The sequence below is a fragment of the Xenorhabdus sp. KJ12.1 genome, assembly GCF_963876495.1.
In the GTDB taxonomy this organism is placed as follows: domain Bacteria; phylum Pseudomonadota; class Gammaproteobacteria; order Enterobacterales; family Enterobacteriaceae; genus Xenorhabdus; species Xenorhabdus stockiae.
Window position 1 is genome coordinate 99,065 of sequence record NZ_CAWNQH010000094.1, and the last position, 15,992, is coordinate 115,056.

Sequence of the window (15,992 nt, forward strand, 5' to 3'; positions counted from 1 at the left end):
CCCAATTTTCCAAACCCATTGGAGCGACTATGCTGGAGTTTTATAATCCCCCGACTGACCCCTGGTTACATGTGCTTTATCAGGATGAGCACATTATGGTTGTCAATAAACCCAGCGGATTGCTTTCTGTTCCGGGAAAAGCTGAGGAACATAAAGACAGTATCATGACCCGGGTACAGGCCGAATTTCCCTCTGCCGAATCTGTTCATCGGCTGGATATGGCGACCAGTGGCATCATGGTGGTCGCACTGACCAAAGCGGCTGAACGTGAACTCAAGCGACAATTTCGTGAGCGTGAACCGAAAAAAGTCTATATCGCACGTGTCTGGGGGAGATTAGAACCGGAAGAAGGGCTGGTTGATTTACCGTTAATCTGCGACTGGCCGAATCGCCCGAAACAAAAAGTCTGCTTTGAAACGGGAAAATCGGCACAGACCGAATATCAGGTACTTGAATATGAAGCACAGGCAACCCGCGTCAGGCTCGCGCCTATCACCGGACGTTCCCATCAGCTTCGGGTACATATGCTGGCACTTGGTTATCCCATTCTGGGTGATCGGTTCTATGCGCATCAACAGGCAAAAGAGTTAGCTCCTCGCCTGCAATTACACGCACAGGAGCTGTCTATCACTCATCCGGCTTATGGTTCTCCGATGCATTTTGAATGTATCGCCGACTTTTAATTGCCGTTAATTTCTTTCTGACAGCCGTTATTTAAAGCCTTTCTCTTTCTTGATCAGATCATAAGCGGCCTGAATGGACTGTGCTTTTTGTTTGGCAAGCTCCATCATTTCTGGTGGTAAACCTTTTGCCACCAGCTTATCGGGATGGTGCTCACTCATCAGCTTCCGGTAAGCCCGCTTAATGGTTGTGGCATCATCATTCTGGCTGACCCCCAGCACCTTACAGGCATCTTCCAGCGTCGCACGCTGTTGGGCGGCTCCCTGATAATGACCATTCTGCTGATATTGACCGCCAAAATGACGACCGCCTTCCATCATCGCCAGAAACTGCTCGAACTGCATACGGGAAATTCCCAGTTCTTCAGCAATCACAAACAGCACTTTTCTTTCATTGGGATGAAGTTCACCATCAGCAAATGCAGCCTGAAGCTGGATTTCGAGAAACATTCTGATCAGATCAAAGCGCCCGAAACAGGCCCGACGAAGCTGTTTTAATGTCTCACGTAATGGAAACTCAGGGCGTTTACCCTCACGAAATGCCTGTTGTGCAGCAAGGCGGGCGTCACCATGCAGGCGCATTCGATCCATAAGCTGGCTGGCCAGTTGGATATCCGTTTCAGTAACCCGTCCTTTTGACTTAGTCAAATGGCCCAATACCTGAAAGGTACTGCGGAAAAACAGTGCCTGCCGCGATGGGTTTTTAGCAGGGGTTCCCTGATTCCGTATCCTCACCTTATCAAGGATATGGCCCAGCAGAACACCCACCACAATGCCCCAGAACCCGGCACCAGATGCAATACCAAATATTAACCCTAATAATTTTCCCCAATACTGCATATACTCTCTAATTCCTCAATGCCCTGAGTGAAATTTTGCATTATCATACTATTCATCATTATCATACTATCCATTAAGCTCTGTGCCTAACAGCATGATTAGTGAAATTTAACTTTACTCTGGCGCATATCTATCAAGTGCGTTAGTCTCTCAGCGTTTGTCGGCATGATGCCACTCATGATGGAACCGCATAAGCATCTATGAATAAATGTTATCCCACTTTGCTGGCCACGATGGTATGGGCAGCACTTTACAGTCAGCAGGCACACGCTGACCTTGCAGCACAATGTATGCTGGGTGTCCCTGTCTACGACAAACCCATTATTACCGGGGATCCCAACACACTCCCGATTAAAATTCAGTCTGATGATACCCATGGTGAATACCCTACTGCTGTAGAGTTTGTCGGTAATGTCGATATCCAACAAGGAAATAAAACACTGACTGCCGACAGAGTCAGATTCGAGCAGGCTGAAGCTAAAGACCCGGTGCGGACTATCCATGCTGCCGGGAATGTCAGATATGATGATCCTCAGATAATTCTGAAAGGGCCACGCGCCTGGGCTAACTTAACCACAAAAGATACCGATGTGGAACAAGGGAAGTACCAGATGGTAGGTCGCCAGGGACGCGGTAGCGCAGATAAAATGATGCTGCGCGGTGAGAATCGCTATACCATTTTAGATAATGGCGTGTTTACTTCCTGTCTGCCGGGTAACGATAGCTGGAGCGTTATCGGTTCAGAAGTCATTCTGGATCGTCAGGAAGAAGTGGCTGAGATTTGGAACGCCCGTTTCAGGGTCGCAAATGTTCCCGTATTTTATACTCCCTACCTGCAACTACCGATTGGCGATAGACGCCGCTCTGGTTTTTTGATCCCCAATGCCAGTTTTTCCAATAAAGACGGTATCCAGTTCATCCTGCCTTATTATTGGAATATTGCTGCCAACTACGATGCGACCATCACTCCGCACTTGATCAGCAAACGCGGTCTGAAGCTCGATAACGAGTTCCGTTACTTAACGAAAGCGGGCTCAGGCACCGTAGCACTGGATTGGATTAAGAAAGACCGCCTGTACGCAGAAGATAAAGATTTTAATCTCAGACCTGAACGGGATAGCAACAGCCGCTGGTTATTTTACCTGAACCACGGTGGAGTGATGAATCAGGTCTGGCGCTTCAGTGCTGATTATACCAAAGTCAGTGATCCGCACTATTTTACGGATTACAGCTCTCAGTACGGAACCAGTACTGATGGTTACGCCACGCAAAAATTCAGTATCGGTTATGCGCAACAGAACTGGAATGCAACGTTAACCACCAAGCAATTCCAGATCTTTACCGCCAGCGATACCAGAAAAGCATACCGTGCTACCCCTCAGCTAGATCTGAATTACTATAAAAATGATCTGGGACCATTTGATTTCCGCACCTATGCGCAATTTGCCAAATTTACCAGCGTTGGTAAGGAACAGCCGAACGCAACCCGCTGGCATGTAGAGCCTTCCATCAACCTGCCACTCTCCAATGGCTGGGCAAGTCTCAACAATGAAGTTAAGTTGATGGCAACCCACTACCAACAAGATATTCCTGCGGCGCAAAAGACCTCTGATTTGGAGAAATCGGTTAATCGCGTTCTGCCACAGTTTAAATCAGATGCACAGATGGTATTTGAACGGGCCATGTACTTTAAGCCCGGTTTTACGCAGACATTGGAGCCTCGGGTTCAGTACCTTTATGTTCCCTATAGGAATCAGAATAATATTTACGACTATGATTCCTCCCTGCTGCACACCAATTATACCGGCTTGTTCCGTGATCGGTTCTACAGTGGTCTGGATCGCATTTCATCAGCCAACCAATTTACAAGTGGTATCACCACCCGTATCTATGATGAAGATTTAGTTGAACGTTTTAGTTTCTCTATAGGTCAAATTTATTACTTTGAGGCACCACGCGTTAAAGATGCTGACTCTTCCGGGCAAACACAAAGTCCTATTGATGCCAGTAATAACCGAAGAACGGGTTCTACAACCTGGGCCAGTGATGTTGAATGGAACATCAACTCATCCTGGGGCTTCAAAGGTGGAGTGCAGTATGATACCCGTCTGAGCCAGGTTTCAATGGGGAATTCAGTCGTGGAATACCGCCGTGATGCTGACCGCCTGATACAGCTGAATTATCGCTTTGTTAATCGTGACTATATTCGGGCTACTCTCAGAAACGCTCCTGCGTATCAGCAGGGTATTTCTCAGGTAGGTGTGATAGGAAGCTGGCCGTTGACTGATCGCTGGGCGGTCGTCGGCGCATATTACTACGATGCCAAAGAGAAACAACCCGCCAGCAAGATGCTCGGTATGCAGTATAGTACCTGTTGTTGGGCTGTGAATGTCGGTTACGAGCGTAAGATAGTCAGCTGGAAGGATAACCAGAGTGAATATGATAATAAATGGTCACTCAATATTGAACTCCGTGGCTTAAGTAACAATCATAGTTTGGGTAGCCAGAAGATGCTTCAGCAAAGTATTTTGCCTTATCAGCGTGCTTTCTGATACCAATAAACAAAATGTAAACACAATAACCCCGCTGTAAGGCGGGATTGATATGATGGGAAACATATGAAGAACTGGAGAACGCTCATTCTCGGGTTGATGTTTGCAATGAACACTGCCATAGCAGCACCACAGGAAATCAATAAGGTCGCTGCCATTGTTAATAATGATGTCGTGCTGGAAAGTGACGTCAACAACCTCTTAGAGTCCGTTAAGAATAACGCAAGATTATCTGGTCAGCAGATACCGGATGAAAAGACATTGCGCCACCAAATTCTTGAGCGTCTGATTATGGATGACATCGTCCTGCAAATGGCAAAGCAGATGCAGCTTACTATTCCTGATGCGGATGTGGACTCAACCATTGAAAACATTGCAGCACAGAACCATATGAGCCTTGCTCAGATGAAGCAAAGTCTGGCTGCGGAGGGTATGAGTTTCGATACCTATCGAAATCAAATCCGCAAAGAAATGCTGATTGCTGAAGTGCGTAACAACGAAGTCCGTCGTCGCATTTCTATTCTGCCTCAAGAAGTTGATTCTTTAGTGAATCAACTCAGTAGCCATAATGATCAGAATACTGAACTGAACGTTAGTCAGATTTTGATCCCTCTGCCTGAGAACCCAACTCACGCTCAGGTCGAGAAAGCAGAAGTTACCGTAAACAAGATCTTATCTGATCTGAAAAAAGGCGGGGATTTTGGGAAACTGGCAATTGCTTATTCCAGCGATACACAAGCCTTAAAAGGCGGCAACATGGGCTGGAACCGGTTACAGGAACTACCATCATTATTTGCTGAACAGCTTCAGTCAGCTCAAAAAGGGCAGGTTATCGGCCCAATCCGTTCCGGTGTCGGCTTCCATATCCTGAAAGTGAATGATATCCGTGGCGGTAATGCGCCTGTTGCAGTCACCGAAGTCAATGCCCGCCATATTCTGCTGAAAGCATCACCAGTGATGACTGATGAGCAGGCCCGCGACAAATTAAGACAGCTCCGGGAAGAAATTTTAAGCGGTAAAACGACATTTGAGAAAGCAGCAAAAGAGTATTCTGAAGACCCTGGCTCTGCCATGCGTGGCGGTGAACTGGGCTGGAATGTGCCAAGTGCTTATGATCCTGCTTTCCGTGATGCTCTGGTTAAACTGAAAAAAGGCGAAATCAGCCAGCCTATTCACTCTGCTTTCGGATGGCATCTGATTCAGTTGCTTGATACCCGCAAAGTCGACAAAACCGATGCAGCACAGAAAGATCGTGCCTACAAGCTGCTGTTTACCCGTAAATTTAATGAAGAAGCGCAAACCTGGATGCAGGAATTACGCGCCTCTGCTTATGTGAAAATTTTAGATGGCAACGATGCAAAATAAACCCATCATTATCACCCCCGGCGAACCAGCCGGGGTTGGCCCGGATTTAGTCATTGCCCTCGCCCAATTTGAGTGGCCCGTCCAATTAGTTGTCTGTGCCGATCCTGAACTCATGCTCTCCCGTGCACGGCAACTGAACCTGCCCTTGCAATTGCAGCCTTACTCCCCGGAACATTTATCTGACTCACAGTCTGCCGGAACACTGAGTATTCTCCCCGTTTCTCTCCATACTCCGGCTGTCGCGGGTGAATTAAACCGGGAGAATGGTACTTATGTAACAGAAACTCTGGCTAAAGCCTGCGATGGTTGTTTAAGAGGTGAGTTTTCGGCACTGGTAACAGGCCCTGTACATAAAGGGGTTATCAATGATGCCGGGATCGCCTTCACCGGGCATACTGAGTTTTTTGCTGACCATAGCCAGTGTTCACGCGTTGTAATGATGCTGGCAACAGAAGAGTTACGGGTCGCTCTGGCAACAACCCATTTACCGATTCTGGATGTTCCCAAAGCGATAACTTTTGATTCTCTGCGGGAAGTGGTCACCATACTTAATCATGACCTGAAAACCAAGTTTGGCATCCCGCGCCCTCATATCTATGTCTGTGGTCTTAACCCTCATGCAGGTGAAAACGGCCATATGGGGCGTGAAGAGATTGATGTGATTATTCCGGCACTGGAGAGCCTCAGAGCCGAAGGTATCTGGCTGGAAGGGCCATTAGCTGCTGATACGCTGTTTCAGCCAAAATATCTGGATCATGCTGATGCAGTGCTTTCTATGTATCACGATCAAGGGCTGCCCGTGCTAAAATACCAGGGTTTTGGCAGAGCGGTGAATATCACTCTGGGGCTGCCATTCATCCGAACCTCTGTCGATCATGGCACCGCACTGGAGCTGGCAGGGACAGGTCAAGCTGATGTGGGAAGTTTTATCACCGCATTGAATCTCGCAATTAAAATGATACAAAACAGTAATGAATAATAAAGTCCACCAAGGGCACCATGCCCGTAAACGCTTCGGGCAAAATTTCTTAACCGACCAGTATGTCATTGATAGCATTGTTGATGCTATGAACCCACAGCCTGGGCAGGCTATGGTGGAAATCGGGCCGGGTCTGGCAGCACTGACCGAACCCGTTGCAGCGCGTCTGGATAAAATGACGGTCGTCGAACTTGACCGTGATCTGGCTGCTCGTTTGCAGCTCCATCCGAAACTGAAAGATAAGCTGACTATTATTCAGCAGGATGCCATGACCGTTGATTTTGGTGAGATCGCCAAAGAACTGGGGCAACCTCTGCGTGTATTCGGTAATCTGCCGTATAACATCTCTACGCCATTAATGTTTCATCTGTTCAGCTTCACTGATGCTGTCGCTGATATGAACTTCATGTTGCAGAAAGAAGTCGTAAATCGTCTTGTTGCCGGGCCGGGCAGTAAAGCCTACGGGCGTTTGAGTGTCATGGCGCAATATTACTGTCATGTTATGCCAGTACTGGAAGTACCGCCGACCGCGTTTACCCCGGCGCCGAAAGTCGATTCTGCTATCGTGCGATTAATCCCTCATAAGGCTATGCCTTATAAGTCGATACCTCATCCTGTGCAGGATATCCGCATGCTGGCAAGGATCACGACACAAGCATTTAATCAACGTCGCAAAACTATCCGCAATAGCCTGAGTGACCTGTTTTCTCCTGAACAACTCTCTGATTTGGGTGTTGATCCGGGCACACGTGCTGAAAATATTTCAGTCGAGCAATACTGTAAAATGGCAAACTGGTTATCGTCTCAATCTGAAACTGTCTGATAACGGACATACGTTGCAGTAAAAGGAGGCATTTATGCTCAACGAACCAAGAGTTCATATTCAAGTTCAAAGCGCTTACGTTGAAAGCCAGTCAGAACCGGACCGGCTACGTTTTGTGTTTTCTTATATAATATTAATTCGTAATCTTGGGCATTCCCCCGTGCAACTCATCAGCCGTTACTGGCGTATAACCAACAGTAACGGCCATCAGACAGAAGTTCATGGCGAAGGCGTGGTGGGAGAGCAGCCGGTGATCCCGCCCGGAACGGAGTATCGCTACAGTAGCGGGACTGTTCTGGAAACACCTTTGGGAACAATGGAAGGCCATTATGAGATGATTGATCATCTTGGCAATCCATTCCGGGTTGCTATTCCAGTATTCCGACTGGCTATCCCAACACTGATAAATTAACTATGTCTACATACCTTATCGGCGATATTCACGGCTGCTACCGCGAGCTGATTGCACTCTTACAACAGGTTGATTTTGATCCCGACAGAGATACATTGTGGCTGACAGGTGATTTAGTCGCCCGCGGCCCTGATTCTCTGGCGGTTCTGCGCTATGTTAAGCAACTGGGATCCGCCGTCAGGTTGGTTCTGGGTAATCATGACCTGCATTTGCTGGCTGTGTATAACAAAATCAGTCGTAATAAACCTAAAGACCAGTTGGATGAGTTGCTTACTGCTCCTGATGTCGATGAACTGATTAATTGGCTGAGAAAACAACCGGTATTACAGATCGATGATGAACTGAAACTGGTCATGGCTCATGCAGGGCTGACTCCACAATGGGATCTGGAGACAGCCAGAATATGTGCCCACGAAGTGGAAGCGATCCTGCGTAGTGACAGTTATCCCCTGTTTCTCAATGCTATGTATGGTGATATGCCCAATAGCTGGTCACCAAAATTAAGCGGACTGTCACGACTGCGTTATAGCACCAACGTATTGACACGAATGCGTTACTGTTTTCCGAATGGTCAGCTGGATATGATTTGCAAATCCAAGCCCGAAAATGCTCCCGCGCCACTAAAACCCTGGTTTGAACTCCCGCGAAAAATTCCTGAAGATTATTCCATTGCATTTGGTCACTGGGCAGCACTGGAAGGAAGAGGAACGCCTGCTGATATTTATGCTTTAGATACAGGCTGTTGCTGGGGTGGAGAGCTGACGCTTTTACGTTGGGAAGATAAACAATATTTCAGTCAGCCTGCATTTACTACTCAGTCAGATGATTCAGATTCGTAATTTTTAATGGAGGGTCGTCTGACACTCCATTTCTCAAACCTGACAGAGAAAAATAATTACTGCCTTCTTTCCAGAATTTCAAAACAGTAGCTGTGTGAATTGCGCTCATCAGCATCGTGATATTCAGTAAAAACCGAGTTCCACTCATCGGGTTCATAATCAGGAAAATGGGTATCCCCGATCACTTCGGCGTCAATATGAGTCAGGTACATGCGACTGGCCAGAGGAATAAATTGTTCATAAATTTTACCACCGCCTATCACCATTATTTCTTCGACATCACCTGCCGCAGCCAGAGCTTCTTCGATAGAGCTGACCCAGGTTACACGATCATCGCTGCCTGGCTGACGGCTGATGATAATGTTCAGACGGCCCGGTAAAGGTCGACCAATCGATTCATAGGTTACTCTTCCCATCACAATCGGCTTTCCGAGTGTATTACGCTTAAACCAGGCTAAATCACCCGGAACAGTCCACGGCATAGCATTGTCCAGACCAATAACGCGATCCATCGCCATTGCAGCAATCAAGCTGATATTCATTAAGTCACCTTACAGGCAAGTAGTATGAAAATTGCGGACACTATACGGAAAGGGGTAGTCACAGTCGATAAGATTAGCAACTTATCAATGTGAAACGTATTCCCTTACATCCCCGCCGGAGTCACTACCAATTGCCCTGCCACGCCACGATCGGCCCATTCTAATATCTGGCTGTAATACATAAACGGGTAGTGTTCATAGGATGGCTGCATCATATTGACCAACAGCTCAGTTCTGCCATCCACCCAAACGGTATCTTTCCAGCCATAATCCTGCGGCTCCGGTTGTACCCCGTTGTGGTTGATAACTTTGAATCTGGCACCTTCGATATGGAAAGGCTGTGGAATCGAGGTTGTCACTATCCAGCGTTCCCATGCTCCCTGATGGCTGGTAATGTCGGTTCGGTTGGGATTCAGTAATACTCCATTGATGCCCTGTGTTTCATCCCCTAAAACAATTTGTCGGTTGCGAATTGAGGAATCAATGCCAGTCGTATCAGTCACAAGCTGGGAGGGCAGCTCTTCTGTGACCAGAGGTAGCAACCCACCTGATTTAATCGTCAGAACATTTGTTGAGCGTAATTTATTGGATGGTTCAAACAGCCCTTTCAGTCGATCAATCATGCCGGCAGATTCTCCTGCCGTGATAACAACACTGTCTGCTTTCGACATATCAATCAGCACCTCACGACGTTCTCCCGGTGCCAATGAAAGCGTCTGAACCGCCACCGGCGCTGGCAATAACCCCTGATCAGTCGCAATCATATAGAAAGGCCGGCCATCACTGAGCTGTAACTGGAAACGGCGGGCATTGGCAGCATTTAACAGACGCAGCCTGATCCACCCTTTGGCAACTTCGATAAACGGGTTTTCCACCCCGTTAATAACCAGTGTATCCCCAAGGAATCCCTGACTGGCAGAAGCCTTGTCATAGCGGGGCGTACCAAAATTATCCAATCGTTTGTCCTGCAAAATAACCGGAAAATCATCGACGCCATAATGTCTGGGTAAAGGCAAGCGATGGGTATTTTCGTCTTCCACCAGCCACATTCCTGCTAACCCTGCATAAACCTGTTCCGCCATCCGGTGTGGTGTATTGGCGTGATACCAACATGTTGCTGCTGGTTGATCAATCGGAATGACCGGAGACCAGTTCCCATGAGCAGGGATCAGGCGTGATGCACCCCCCATCAGTGTTCCGGGTACCTGTAACCCGCTTACAGTCATTGAAACCGGCTCTGACAGGCGATTACTGTATATCAGTTTAACGTTATCCCCTTTACGGACACGAATAGTCGGCCCCAGATAGAGACCATTGATACCCGACACTGATGCCTTATTTTCCCCGTCAAAAGACCAGCTGGCTCTCTGAAGAGCTAAAAACAGGGGCTGGCCACCGCGAGATTCCAGTAAGGGGGGAACAGGTAATGCTATTTGTTGGTCTTTATCTGCCTGAACAGCAAAGGGGAGCGCTCCTAAACATACTGCTAAACCAGATGCCTGAATAAATTGGCGCCGACTCAGTGACATATTTTCTCCACGGCAGGAATGAGCGCCACGAAAAGAAAGAATAACTTCCCAAATTGAGTGCTTATTCATATCTAATTGATTTCAAATTATATCGCGGCGGTACTACCCTTTGTCTTCCACATCATGTCTTTGCTGGACACTCGTTGAAATCCACTGGGTATAGGTATATATCTTATCGATTGCGTTTAATAAAAAACGTTAATTTATCAAGAAGCAATCATATCGCGAACAGGGGATAAATTCTAAAACTATCTTAAATTTATAGTCAGAATTCATCCCCATATCAGAAAGGAGTACTGCGTAAAAATAGCGTAAGTTATTTTAATTCAATTAACTTCGCTTGTTAAGCTCCTCAACTTCTTTATCCAGCGCTTCAATCTTGGCCTTCATCACCTGATGACAATGTTCAGCCAATTCACGAACCCGCTCTTTTGTATATTTTGTTGTATCAATCGGCGGCAGCATTTCAACAATAACCGTGCCATTATTCCAACGATTAAGCTTGATCTTGCCATGTGTTGAAGAAACACAAACCGGTACAATCGGCACTCCGGCCGCAATGGCTGCATGGAAAGCCCCCGTTTTAAACGGCATTAAACCACGACCACGACTGCGGGTACCCTCCGGAAACATCCAGACAGAAACACGGTTCTTTTTAATCTGCTCAACAACCTGTGAAATCGTCCCGTGTGCTTTTGTCCGGTTTTGTCTGTCAATCAGGATATTGCCTGTCAGCCAGTACAACTGACCAAAGAAAGGAATAAAAACCAGACTTTTTTTACCAACTGTCACCGTGCGGGGCTGTACAGCGTTTGACATGGTTATCATGTCGAAATTGTTCTGGTGATTACCGATATAGATGCTTGGGCCAACTTGTGGCTCATCTTCAGGAATACGTTCAATCAGTTTGATACCGAATATTGTGTGCAGCTTGCCAAATGCACGGCCAAAGGTCATCACATGACGCGGATCCCGGGGGCTGAATAAACAGTAAATACCGCCGAATATACAGACTAGAAAGGTAAACAGAATAACAATGATCCCACGAATAATGGTTAGCATAGTTTCCTCTTGCAAGGCAGGCCAGTGTTGTACTGGCCTGCTGTCAGGGTTATTTAATTATATAAAAATGAAGTTATATTCAGTTCAATTTTGTTTCTATTTCTACACGCTCAACACGCTGTAAGCCACGCGGCAGGGCGGTTCCTTTACGGCCTCTTTCTGCCCTGAATTTCTGCAATTCCTCTGGCTGAAGCTGTAATTTTCGCTTACCGAAATAAAGCGTGATTGAAGATTTTGGCGGCAATACCAGCAACCAGCTCAATATATCTTCTCCAGAAGCCGCCTGCGCCGAGGTAATGGAAACTATTTTATTGCCCTTACCTTTTGACAGCTGTGGGAGATCAGCGACAGGAAACATCAACATGCGTCCCGCTTTGGTGATCGCCAGTAACATATCATCCTGTTCATTGCCGATCGCCAATGGTGACATGACCTTAGCGTTTTGTGGCAACGTAATCAGGGCCTTCCCTGCCCGATTCTTGGCAATTAAGTCACTGAAGGTACAGATGAAGCCATAACCCGCATCCGATGCCATCAGGAGTTTCTGATCTTCTTTCTCCATCAGCAGATGCTCAACGGATGCTCCGGCCGGTAATGCCAGTTTGCCGGTCAAAGGCTCTCCCTGTCCTCTGGCTGAAGGTAAATCCAGAGGATCAATAGAATAACTACGCCCGGTACTGTCAATAAAGACTACCGGCTGATTACTCTTACCACGCACAGCATCGCGATAACTGTCACCAGATTTGTAATTTAAACCAGTAGGATCAATATCATGCCCTTTCGCACTACGAACCCAGCCCATTTGAGACATCACAACCGTAATCGGCTCTGATGGCAGAATATCATGATCGCTCATTGCCTTCGCTTCTGAGCGCTCTTTCAGCGGAGAACGACGCTTATCACCATAGTTTTCCGCATCTGCAATAATCTCTTTTTTCAGCAGTGTGTTCAGCTTGCGCTCAGAGCCAAGGATAGCCTGAAGTTTGTCCCGCTCTTTTGCCAGTTCATCCTGCTCACCCCGGATTTTGACTTCTTCCAGTTTTGCCAGATGACGTAGTTTCAGTTCCAGAATCGCTTCTGCCTGTGTTTCTGTTAAACCAAAACGCTGCATCAACACTGGTTTCGGCTCATCTTCACTACGGATAAGATGGATCACTTCATCAATGTTGAGATAGGCTGCCAGCAAACCTTCCAGAATATGCAGTCGCTTGAGCACTTTTTCCAGACGGTGGTTAAGGCGGTTACGTACCGTTTCACGACGGAATACCAGCCATTCACTGAGAATTTCAACCAGACCTTTAACACTCGGGCGATTGTCGAGACCAATCATGTTGAGGTTAACACGATAGCTCTTTTCCAGATCGGTTGTGACAAACAGGTGGTTCATAACCTGCTCGACATCCACACGGTTAGTCCGGGGCACAATCACCAGACGCGTCGGGTTCTCGTGATCGGATTCATCCCGCAGATCATCCACCATCGGCAACTTCTTCGAACGCATCTGGCTGGCGATCTGTTCTAATACTTTCGCACCAGATACCTGATGTGGCAGAGCGGTAATGACAACGTTACCCTCTTCTTTTGACCACACAGCACGCATGCGTATCGAGCCACGACCATTTTTGTAGATCTTACGGATATCTTCTTTCGAAGTAATGATTTCCGCATCTGTCGGGTAATCCGGGCCTTTCACGTGCTCCATGACTTCATCAAGTGAAGACTCTGGTTTATCCAGTATGGAAATCAGCGCATTGGCCACTTCACGTGAGTTATGAGGCGGTATATCCGTTGCCATACCAACAGCAATACCTGTTGTGCCGTTCAGCAGGATATTAGGCAGACGCGCAGGCAGCATTTTCGGCTCCTGCAATGTACCATCAAAGTTTGGCAACCAGTCTACTGTCCCGTGCCCCAGTTCACTCAGCAGCAACTCTGCATACTTAGACAGGCGGGATTCGGTATAACGCATTGCCGCAAAAGATTTAGGATCATCCGGAGCACCCCAGTTTCCCTGACCGTCCACAAGTGGATAACGGTAAGAGAAAGGCTGAGCCATCAGCACCATCGCTTCGTAACAGGCACTATCACCATGTGGATGATATTTACCCAGTACATCACCGACAGTACGGGCAGATTTTTTGAATTTTGCACTGCTACTCAGCCCAAGCTCTGACATCGCGTAGACGATACGACGCTGCACGGGTTTTAATCCATCACCGATAAAAGGCAGCGCCCTGTCCATGATGACGTACATGGAATAATTCAGATAAGCGTTTTCAGTGAATGTGTGGAGCGGCTGACGTTCCACTCCATCGTGAGTTATTTCACTCATGTTAATAATTTCCTCAAAACCCGTCATCTTTCAAGTTGCCGCTTTAGTTGGCCGCGATGCATCTTGAAATCTATCGGGTTTAAATTTCAATTCAATTGCTATACTTCAATATCAATGGAATCACCCTTTTCTTGCAGCCAGTTACGGCGGTCTTCCGAGCGTTTCTTCGCCAGAAGCATATCCATAACGGAAAGGGTTTCCTGATAATTTTCATCATTGATAGTCAATTGCACCAGACGGCGAGTATTGGGATCTAGCGTAGTTTCACGCAACTGCATCGGGTTCATTTCACCCAATCCTTTGAAGCGCTGAACATTTGGCTTACCACGCTTACGGCTCAGGCGGTCAAGTACCGCACTCTTTTCACCTTCATCCAGTGCATAGTGAACTTCTTTGCCAAGATCGATACGATACAGTGGTGGCATCGCCATATAAACGTGACCGCGTTTGACCAGCGTCGGGAAATGGCGGACAAATAAGGCGCACAGCAGCGTTGCAATGTGCAGGCCATCGGAATCTGCATCGGCCAGAATACAGATTTTACCGTAACGCAGCTGGCTGAGATCTTCACTGTCAGGATCGATACCGATTGCGACCGAAATATCATGGACTTCCTGCGAAGCCAATACCTCATCTGAAGAGACTTCCCATGTATTCAGTATCTTACCGCGAAGAGGCATAATAGCCTGAAATTCACGATCACGGGCCTGTTTGGCAGAGCCACCAGCAGAATCCCCTTCCACCAGAAACAGTTCAGTGACATTCAGATCCTGTGAGGTACAGTCAGCCAGTTTCCCCGGCAATGCCGGGCCGTTGGTCAGCTTCTTACGTACCACTTTTTTGGCCGCGCGCATGCGGCGTTGAGCGCTGGCAATGGCCATTTCAGCTAATTGCTCTGCTTCCTGAATATGCTGGTTCAGCCACAGGCTGAATGCATCTTTGACAACACCGGAAACGAAAGCCGCAGACTGGCGCGATGACAGACGTTCTTTAGTCTGCCCGGCAAATTGTGGATCCTGCATTTTGAGGGATAATACATAAGCACAGCGATCCCAGATATCGTCAGCAGAAAGTTTGACGCCACGAGGCAAAATGTTGCGGAATTCACAGAACTCACGCATGGCATCCAGCAACCCCTGACGCAAGCCATTGACGTGGGTACCGCCCTGTATTGTCGGGATCAGGTTAACATAGCTTTCCGCCAGTAACTCACCTCCTTCCGGCAGCCAGAGCAACGCCCAGTCCACGGCTTCAGTTTCGCCACTGAGTGCACCGACAAACGGGGCCTGAGGTAATGTCACCAGCCCATTAACCGCTTCCAGCAAATAGTCAGTCAGCCCATCGGCATAACACCATTTTTGCTCGGTTCCGGCCAGTTTATCCTTAAAGATAATTTCAACGCCGGGGCACAGAACTGCTTTTGCTTTCAACAAATGAGCCAGACGTGAAGTCGAAAAACGGGGAGTATCGAAATAGCTTTCATCCGGCCAGAAATGCACACTGGTCCCGGTATTACGTTTTCCGCAACTACCTATAACAGCCAGTTCCTGTACTTTATCGCCATTTTCGAAGGCGATCTGATGAACCTGACTGTCGCGACGAACGGTCACTTCGACCCGTTTGGACAGAGCATTAACGACCGAAATACCAACCCCGTGCAAGCCACCGGAGAACTGGTAGTTTTTATTGGAAAATTTACCACCTGCATGCAGACGGGTCAGGATCAATTCAACTGCTGATACTTTTTCTTCAGGATGGATATCAACCGGCATACCACGGCCATCATCTATCACTTCCAGAGACTGATCGCTGTGGAGAATCACTTGAATATGCTTTGCGTGACCAGCTAGCGCTTCGTCCACACTATTATCGATCACTTCCTGTGCCAGATGGTTCGGGCGGGCGGTGTCGGTATACATTCCTGGGCGGCGACGAACTGGCTCCAGGCCACTGAGGACTTCAATGGCCTCTGCGTTATAACTAGATTGAGTCATGTTGTAATTCTGTCGGTTGCTTCATGATTAAAGGGCCAATCAG

At 47.5% G+C, this 15,992-nt stretch carries 13 protein-coding genes; 7 read left to right on the forward strand and 6 right to left on the reverse strand.

Annotated features, from left to right (window positions below; translation table 11 throughout):
• The first annotated feature begins 29 nt into the window (after positions 1 to 29).
• On the forward strand, positions 30 to 683 hold the full coding sequence (gene rluA / locus AACS92_RS16995) for a bifunctional tRNA pseudouridine(32) synthase/23S rRNA pseudouridine(746) synthase RluA (RefSeq protein WP_099108965.1): 654 nt from the start codon (positions 30 to 32) through the stop codon (positions 681 to 683).
• Positions 684 to 710: 27 nt separating this feature from the next.
• Here the strand turns inward: rluA and djlA are convergent, their stop codons facing one another.
• The gene (gene djlA, locus AACS92_RS17000; RefSeq protein ID WP_099108966.1) at positions 711 to 1,520 is read right to left on the reverse strand and encodes a co-chaperone DjlA; all 810 of its coding nucleotides are present in this window, start codon (positions 1,518 to 1,520) and stop codon (positions 711 to 713) included.
• A gap of 200 nt (positions 1,521 to 1,720) precedes the next feature.
• On the opposite strand from djlA, the gene lptD reads away from it, so the two are divergent.
• The 6 genes from lptD (at position 1,721) to apaH (ending at position 8,490) form a co-directional block, all read left to right on the forward strand.
• On the forward strand, positions 1,721 to 4,072 hold the full coding sequence (lptD, locus tag AACS92_RS17005; RefSeq protein WP_099108967.1) for an LPS assembly protein LptD: 2,352 nt from the start codon (positions 1,721 to 1,723) through the stop codon (positions 4,070 to 4,072).
• A 66-nt stretch (positions 4,073 to 4,138) separates the two neighbouring features.
• Complete coding sequence (gene surA / locus AACS92_RS17010) at positions 4,139 to 5,437, forward strand: peptidylprolyl isomerase SurA (RefSeq protein ID WP_099108968.1); 1,299 nt, start codon at positions 4,139 to 4,141, stop codon at positions 5,435 to 5,437.
• Positions 5,418 to 6,416: a 4-hydroxythreonine-4-phosphate dehydrogenase PdxA gene (gene pdxA, locus AACS92_RS17015; RefSeq protein ID WP_099108969.1), complete on the forward strand. Its 999-nt coding sequence runs from the start codon at positions 5,418 to 5,420 to the stop codon at positions 6,414 to 6,416. The genes surA and pdxA overlap by 20 nt, the downstream gene beginning before the upstream one ends.
• On the forward strand, positions 6,409 to 7,239 hold the full coding sequence (gene rsmA / locus AACS92_RS17020; RefSeq protein WP_099108970.1) for a 16S rRNA (adenine(1518)-N(6)/adenine(1519)-N(6))-dimethyltransferase RsmA: 831 nt from the start codon (positions 6,409 to 6,411) through the stop codon (positions 7,237 to 7,239). The genes pdxA and rsmA overlap by 8 nt, the downstream gene beginning before the upstream one ends.
• Positions 7,240 to 7,273: 34 nt before the next feature.
• On the forward strand, positions 7,274 to 7,651 hold the full coding sequence (gene apaG, locus AACS92_RS17025) for a Co2+/Mg2+ efflux protein ApaG (protein ID WP_099108971.1): 378 nt from the start codon (positions 7,274 to 7,276) through the stop codon (positions 7,649 to 7,651).
• 2 nt (positions 7,652 to 7,653) lie between these two features.
• Entirely contained in the window at positions 7,654 to 8,490 is an 837-nt protein-coding gene (apaH, locus tag AACS92_RS17030) for a bis(5'-nucleosyl)-tetraphosphatase (symmetrical) ApaH (RefSeq protein WP_099108972.1), read from the forward strand.
• Positions 8,491 to 8,546: 56 nt separating this feature from the next.
• Here apaH and folA read toward each other — a convergent pair whose 3' ends face one another.
• The 5 genes from folA to parE form a co-directional block, all read right to left on the reverse strand.
• Entirely contained in the window at positions 8,547 to 9,032 is a 486-nt protein-coding gene (gene folA / locus AACS92_RS17035; protein WP_099108973.1) for a type 3 dihydrofolate reductase, read from the reverse strand.
• Positions 9,033 to 9,136: 104 nt separating this feature from the next.
• Positions 9,137 to 10,561 (reverse strand): cell division protein FtsP, encoded by a 1,425-nt coding sequence (gene ftsP, locus AACS92_RS17040; protein ID WP_099108974.1) that lies wholly within the window; start codon positions 10,559 to 10,561, stop codon positions 9,137 to 9,139.
• 330 nt (positions 10,562 to 10,891) lie between these two features.
• Positions 10,892 to 11,623 (reverse strand): 1-acylglycerol-3-phosphate O-acyltransferase, encoded by a 732-nt coding sequence (locus AACS92_RS17045; RefSeq protein WP_099108975.1) that lies wholly within the window; start codon positions 11,621 to 11,623, stop codon positions 10,892 to 10,894.
• A gap of 79 nt (positions 11,624 to 11,702) precedes the next feature.
• A complete protein-coding gene (gene parC, locus AACS92_RS17050; RefSeq protein WP_099108976.1) occupies positions 11,703 to 13,955 on the reverse strand; it encodes a DNA topoisomerase IV subunit A in 2,253 nt (750 codons plus the stop codon).
• 98 nt (positions 13,956 to 14,053) lie between these two features.
• Complete coding sequence (gene parE / locus AACS92_RS17055; RefSeq protein WP_099108977.1) at positions 14,054 to 15,949, reverse strand: DNA topoisomerase IV subunit B; 1,896 nt, start codon at positions 15,947 to 15,949, stop codon at positions 14,054 to 14,056.
• Positions 15,950 to 15,992: the final 43 nt, after the last annotated feature.

Coding starts and splice junctions, on each gene's coding strand:
- parE (WP_099108977.1), bottom strand. CDS start 15,949: ATGACTCAATCTAGTTATAACGCAGAGGCCATTGAAGTCCTCAGTGGC.
- folA (WP_099108973.1), bottom strand. CDS start 9,032: ATGAATATCAGCTTGATTGCTGCAATGGCGATGGATCGCGTTATTGGT.
- surA (WP_099108968.1), top strand. CDS start 4,139: ATGAAGAACTGGAGAACGCTCATTCTCGGGTTGATGTTTGCAATGAAC.
- ftsP (WP_099108974.1), bottom strand. CDS start 10,561: ATGTCACTGAGTCGGCGCCAATTTATTCAGGCATCTGGTTTAGCAGTA.
- apaH (WP_099108972.1), top strand. CDS start 7,654: ATGTCTACATACCTTATCGGCGATATTCACGGCTGCTACCGCGAGCTG.
- pdxA (WP_099108969.1), top strand. CDS start 5,418: ATGGCAACGATGCAAAATAAACCCATCATTATCACCCCCGGCGAACCA.
- djlA (WP_099108966.1), bottom strand. CDS start 1,520: ATGCAGTATTGGGGAAAATTATTAGGGTTAATATTTGGTATTGCATCT.
- rsmA (WP_099108970.1), top strand. CDS start 6,409: ATGAATAATAAAGTCCACCAAGGGCACCATGCCCGTAAACGCTTCGGG.
- AACS92_RS17045 (WP_099108975.1), bottom strand. CDS start 11,623: ATGCTAACCATTATTCGTGGGATCATTGTTATTCTGTTTACCTTTCTA.
- parC (WP_099108976.1), bottom strand. CDS start 13,955: ATGAGTGAAATAACTCACGATGGAGTGGAACGTCAGCCGCTCCACACA.
- lptD (WP_099108967.1), top strand. CDS start 1,721: ATGAATAAATGTTATCCCACTTTGCTGGCCACGATGGTATGGGCAGCA.
- apaG (WP_099108971.1), top strand. CDS start 7,274: ATGCTCAACGAACCAAGAGTTCATATTCAAGTTCAAAGCGCTTACGTT.
- rluA (WP_099108965.1), top strand. CDS start 30: ATGCTGGAGTTTTATAATCCCCCGACTGACCCCTGGTTACATGTGCTT.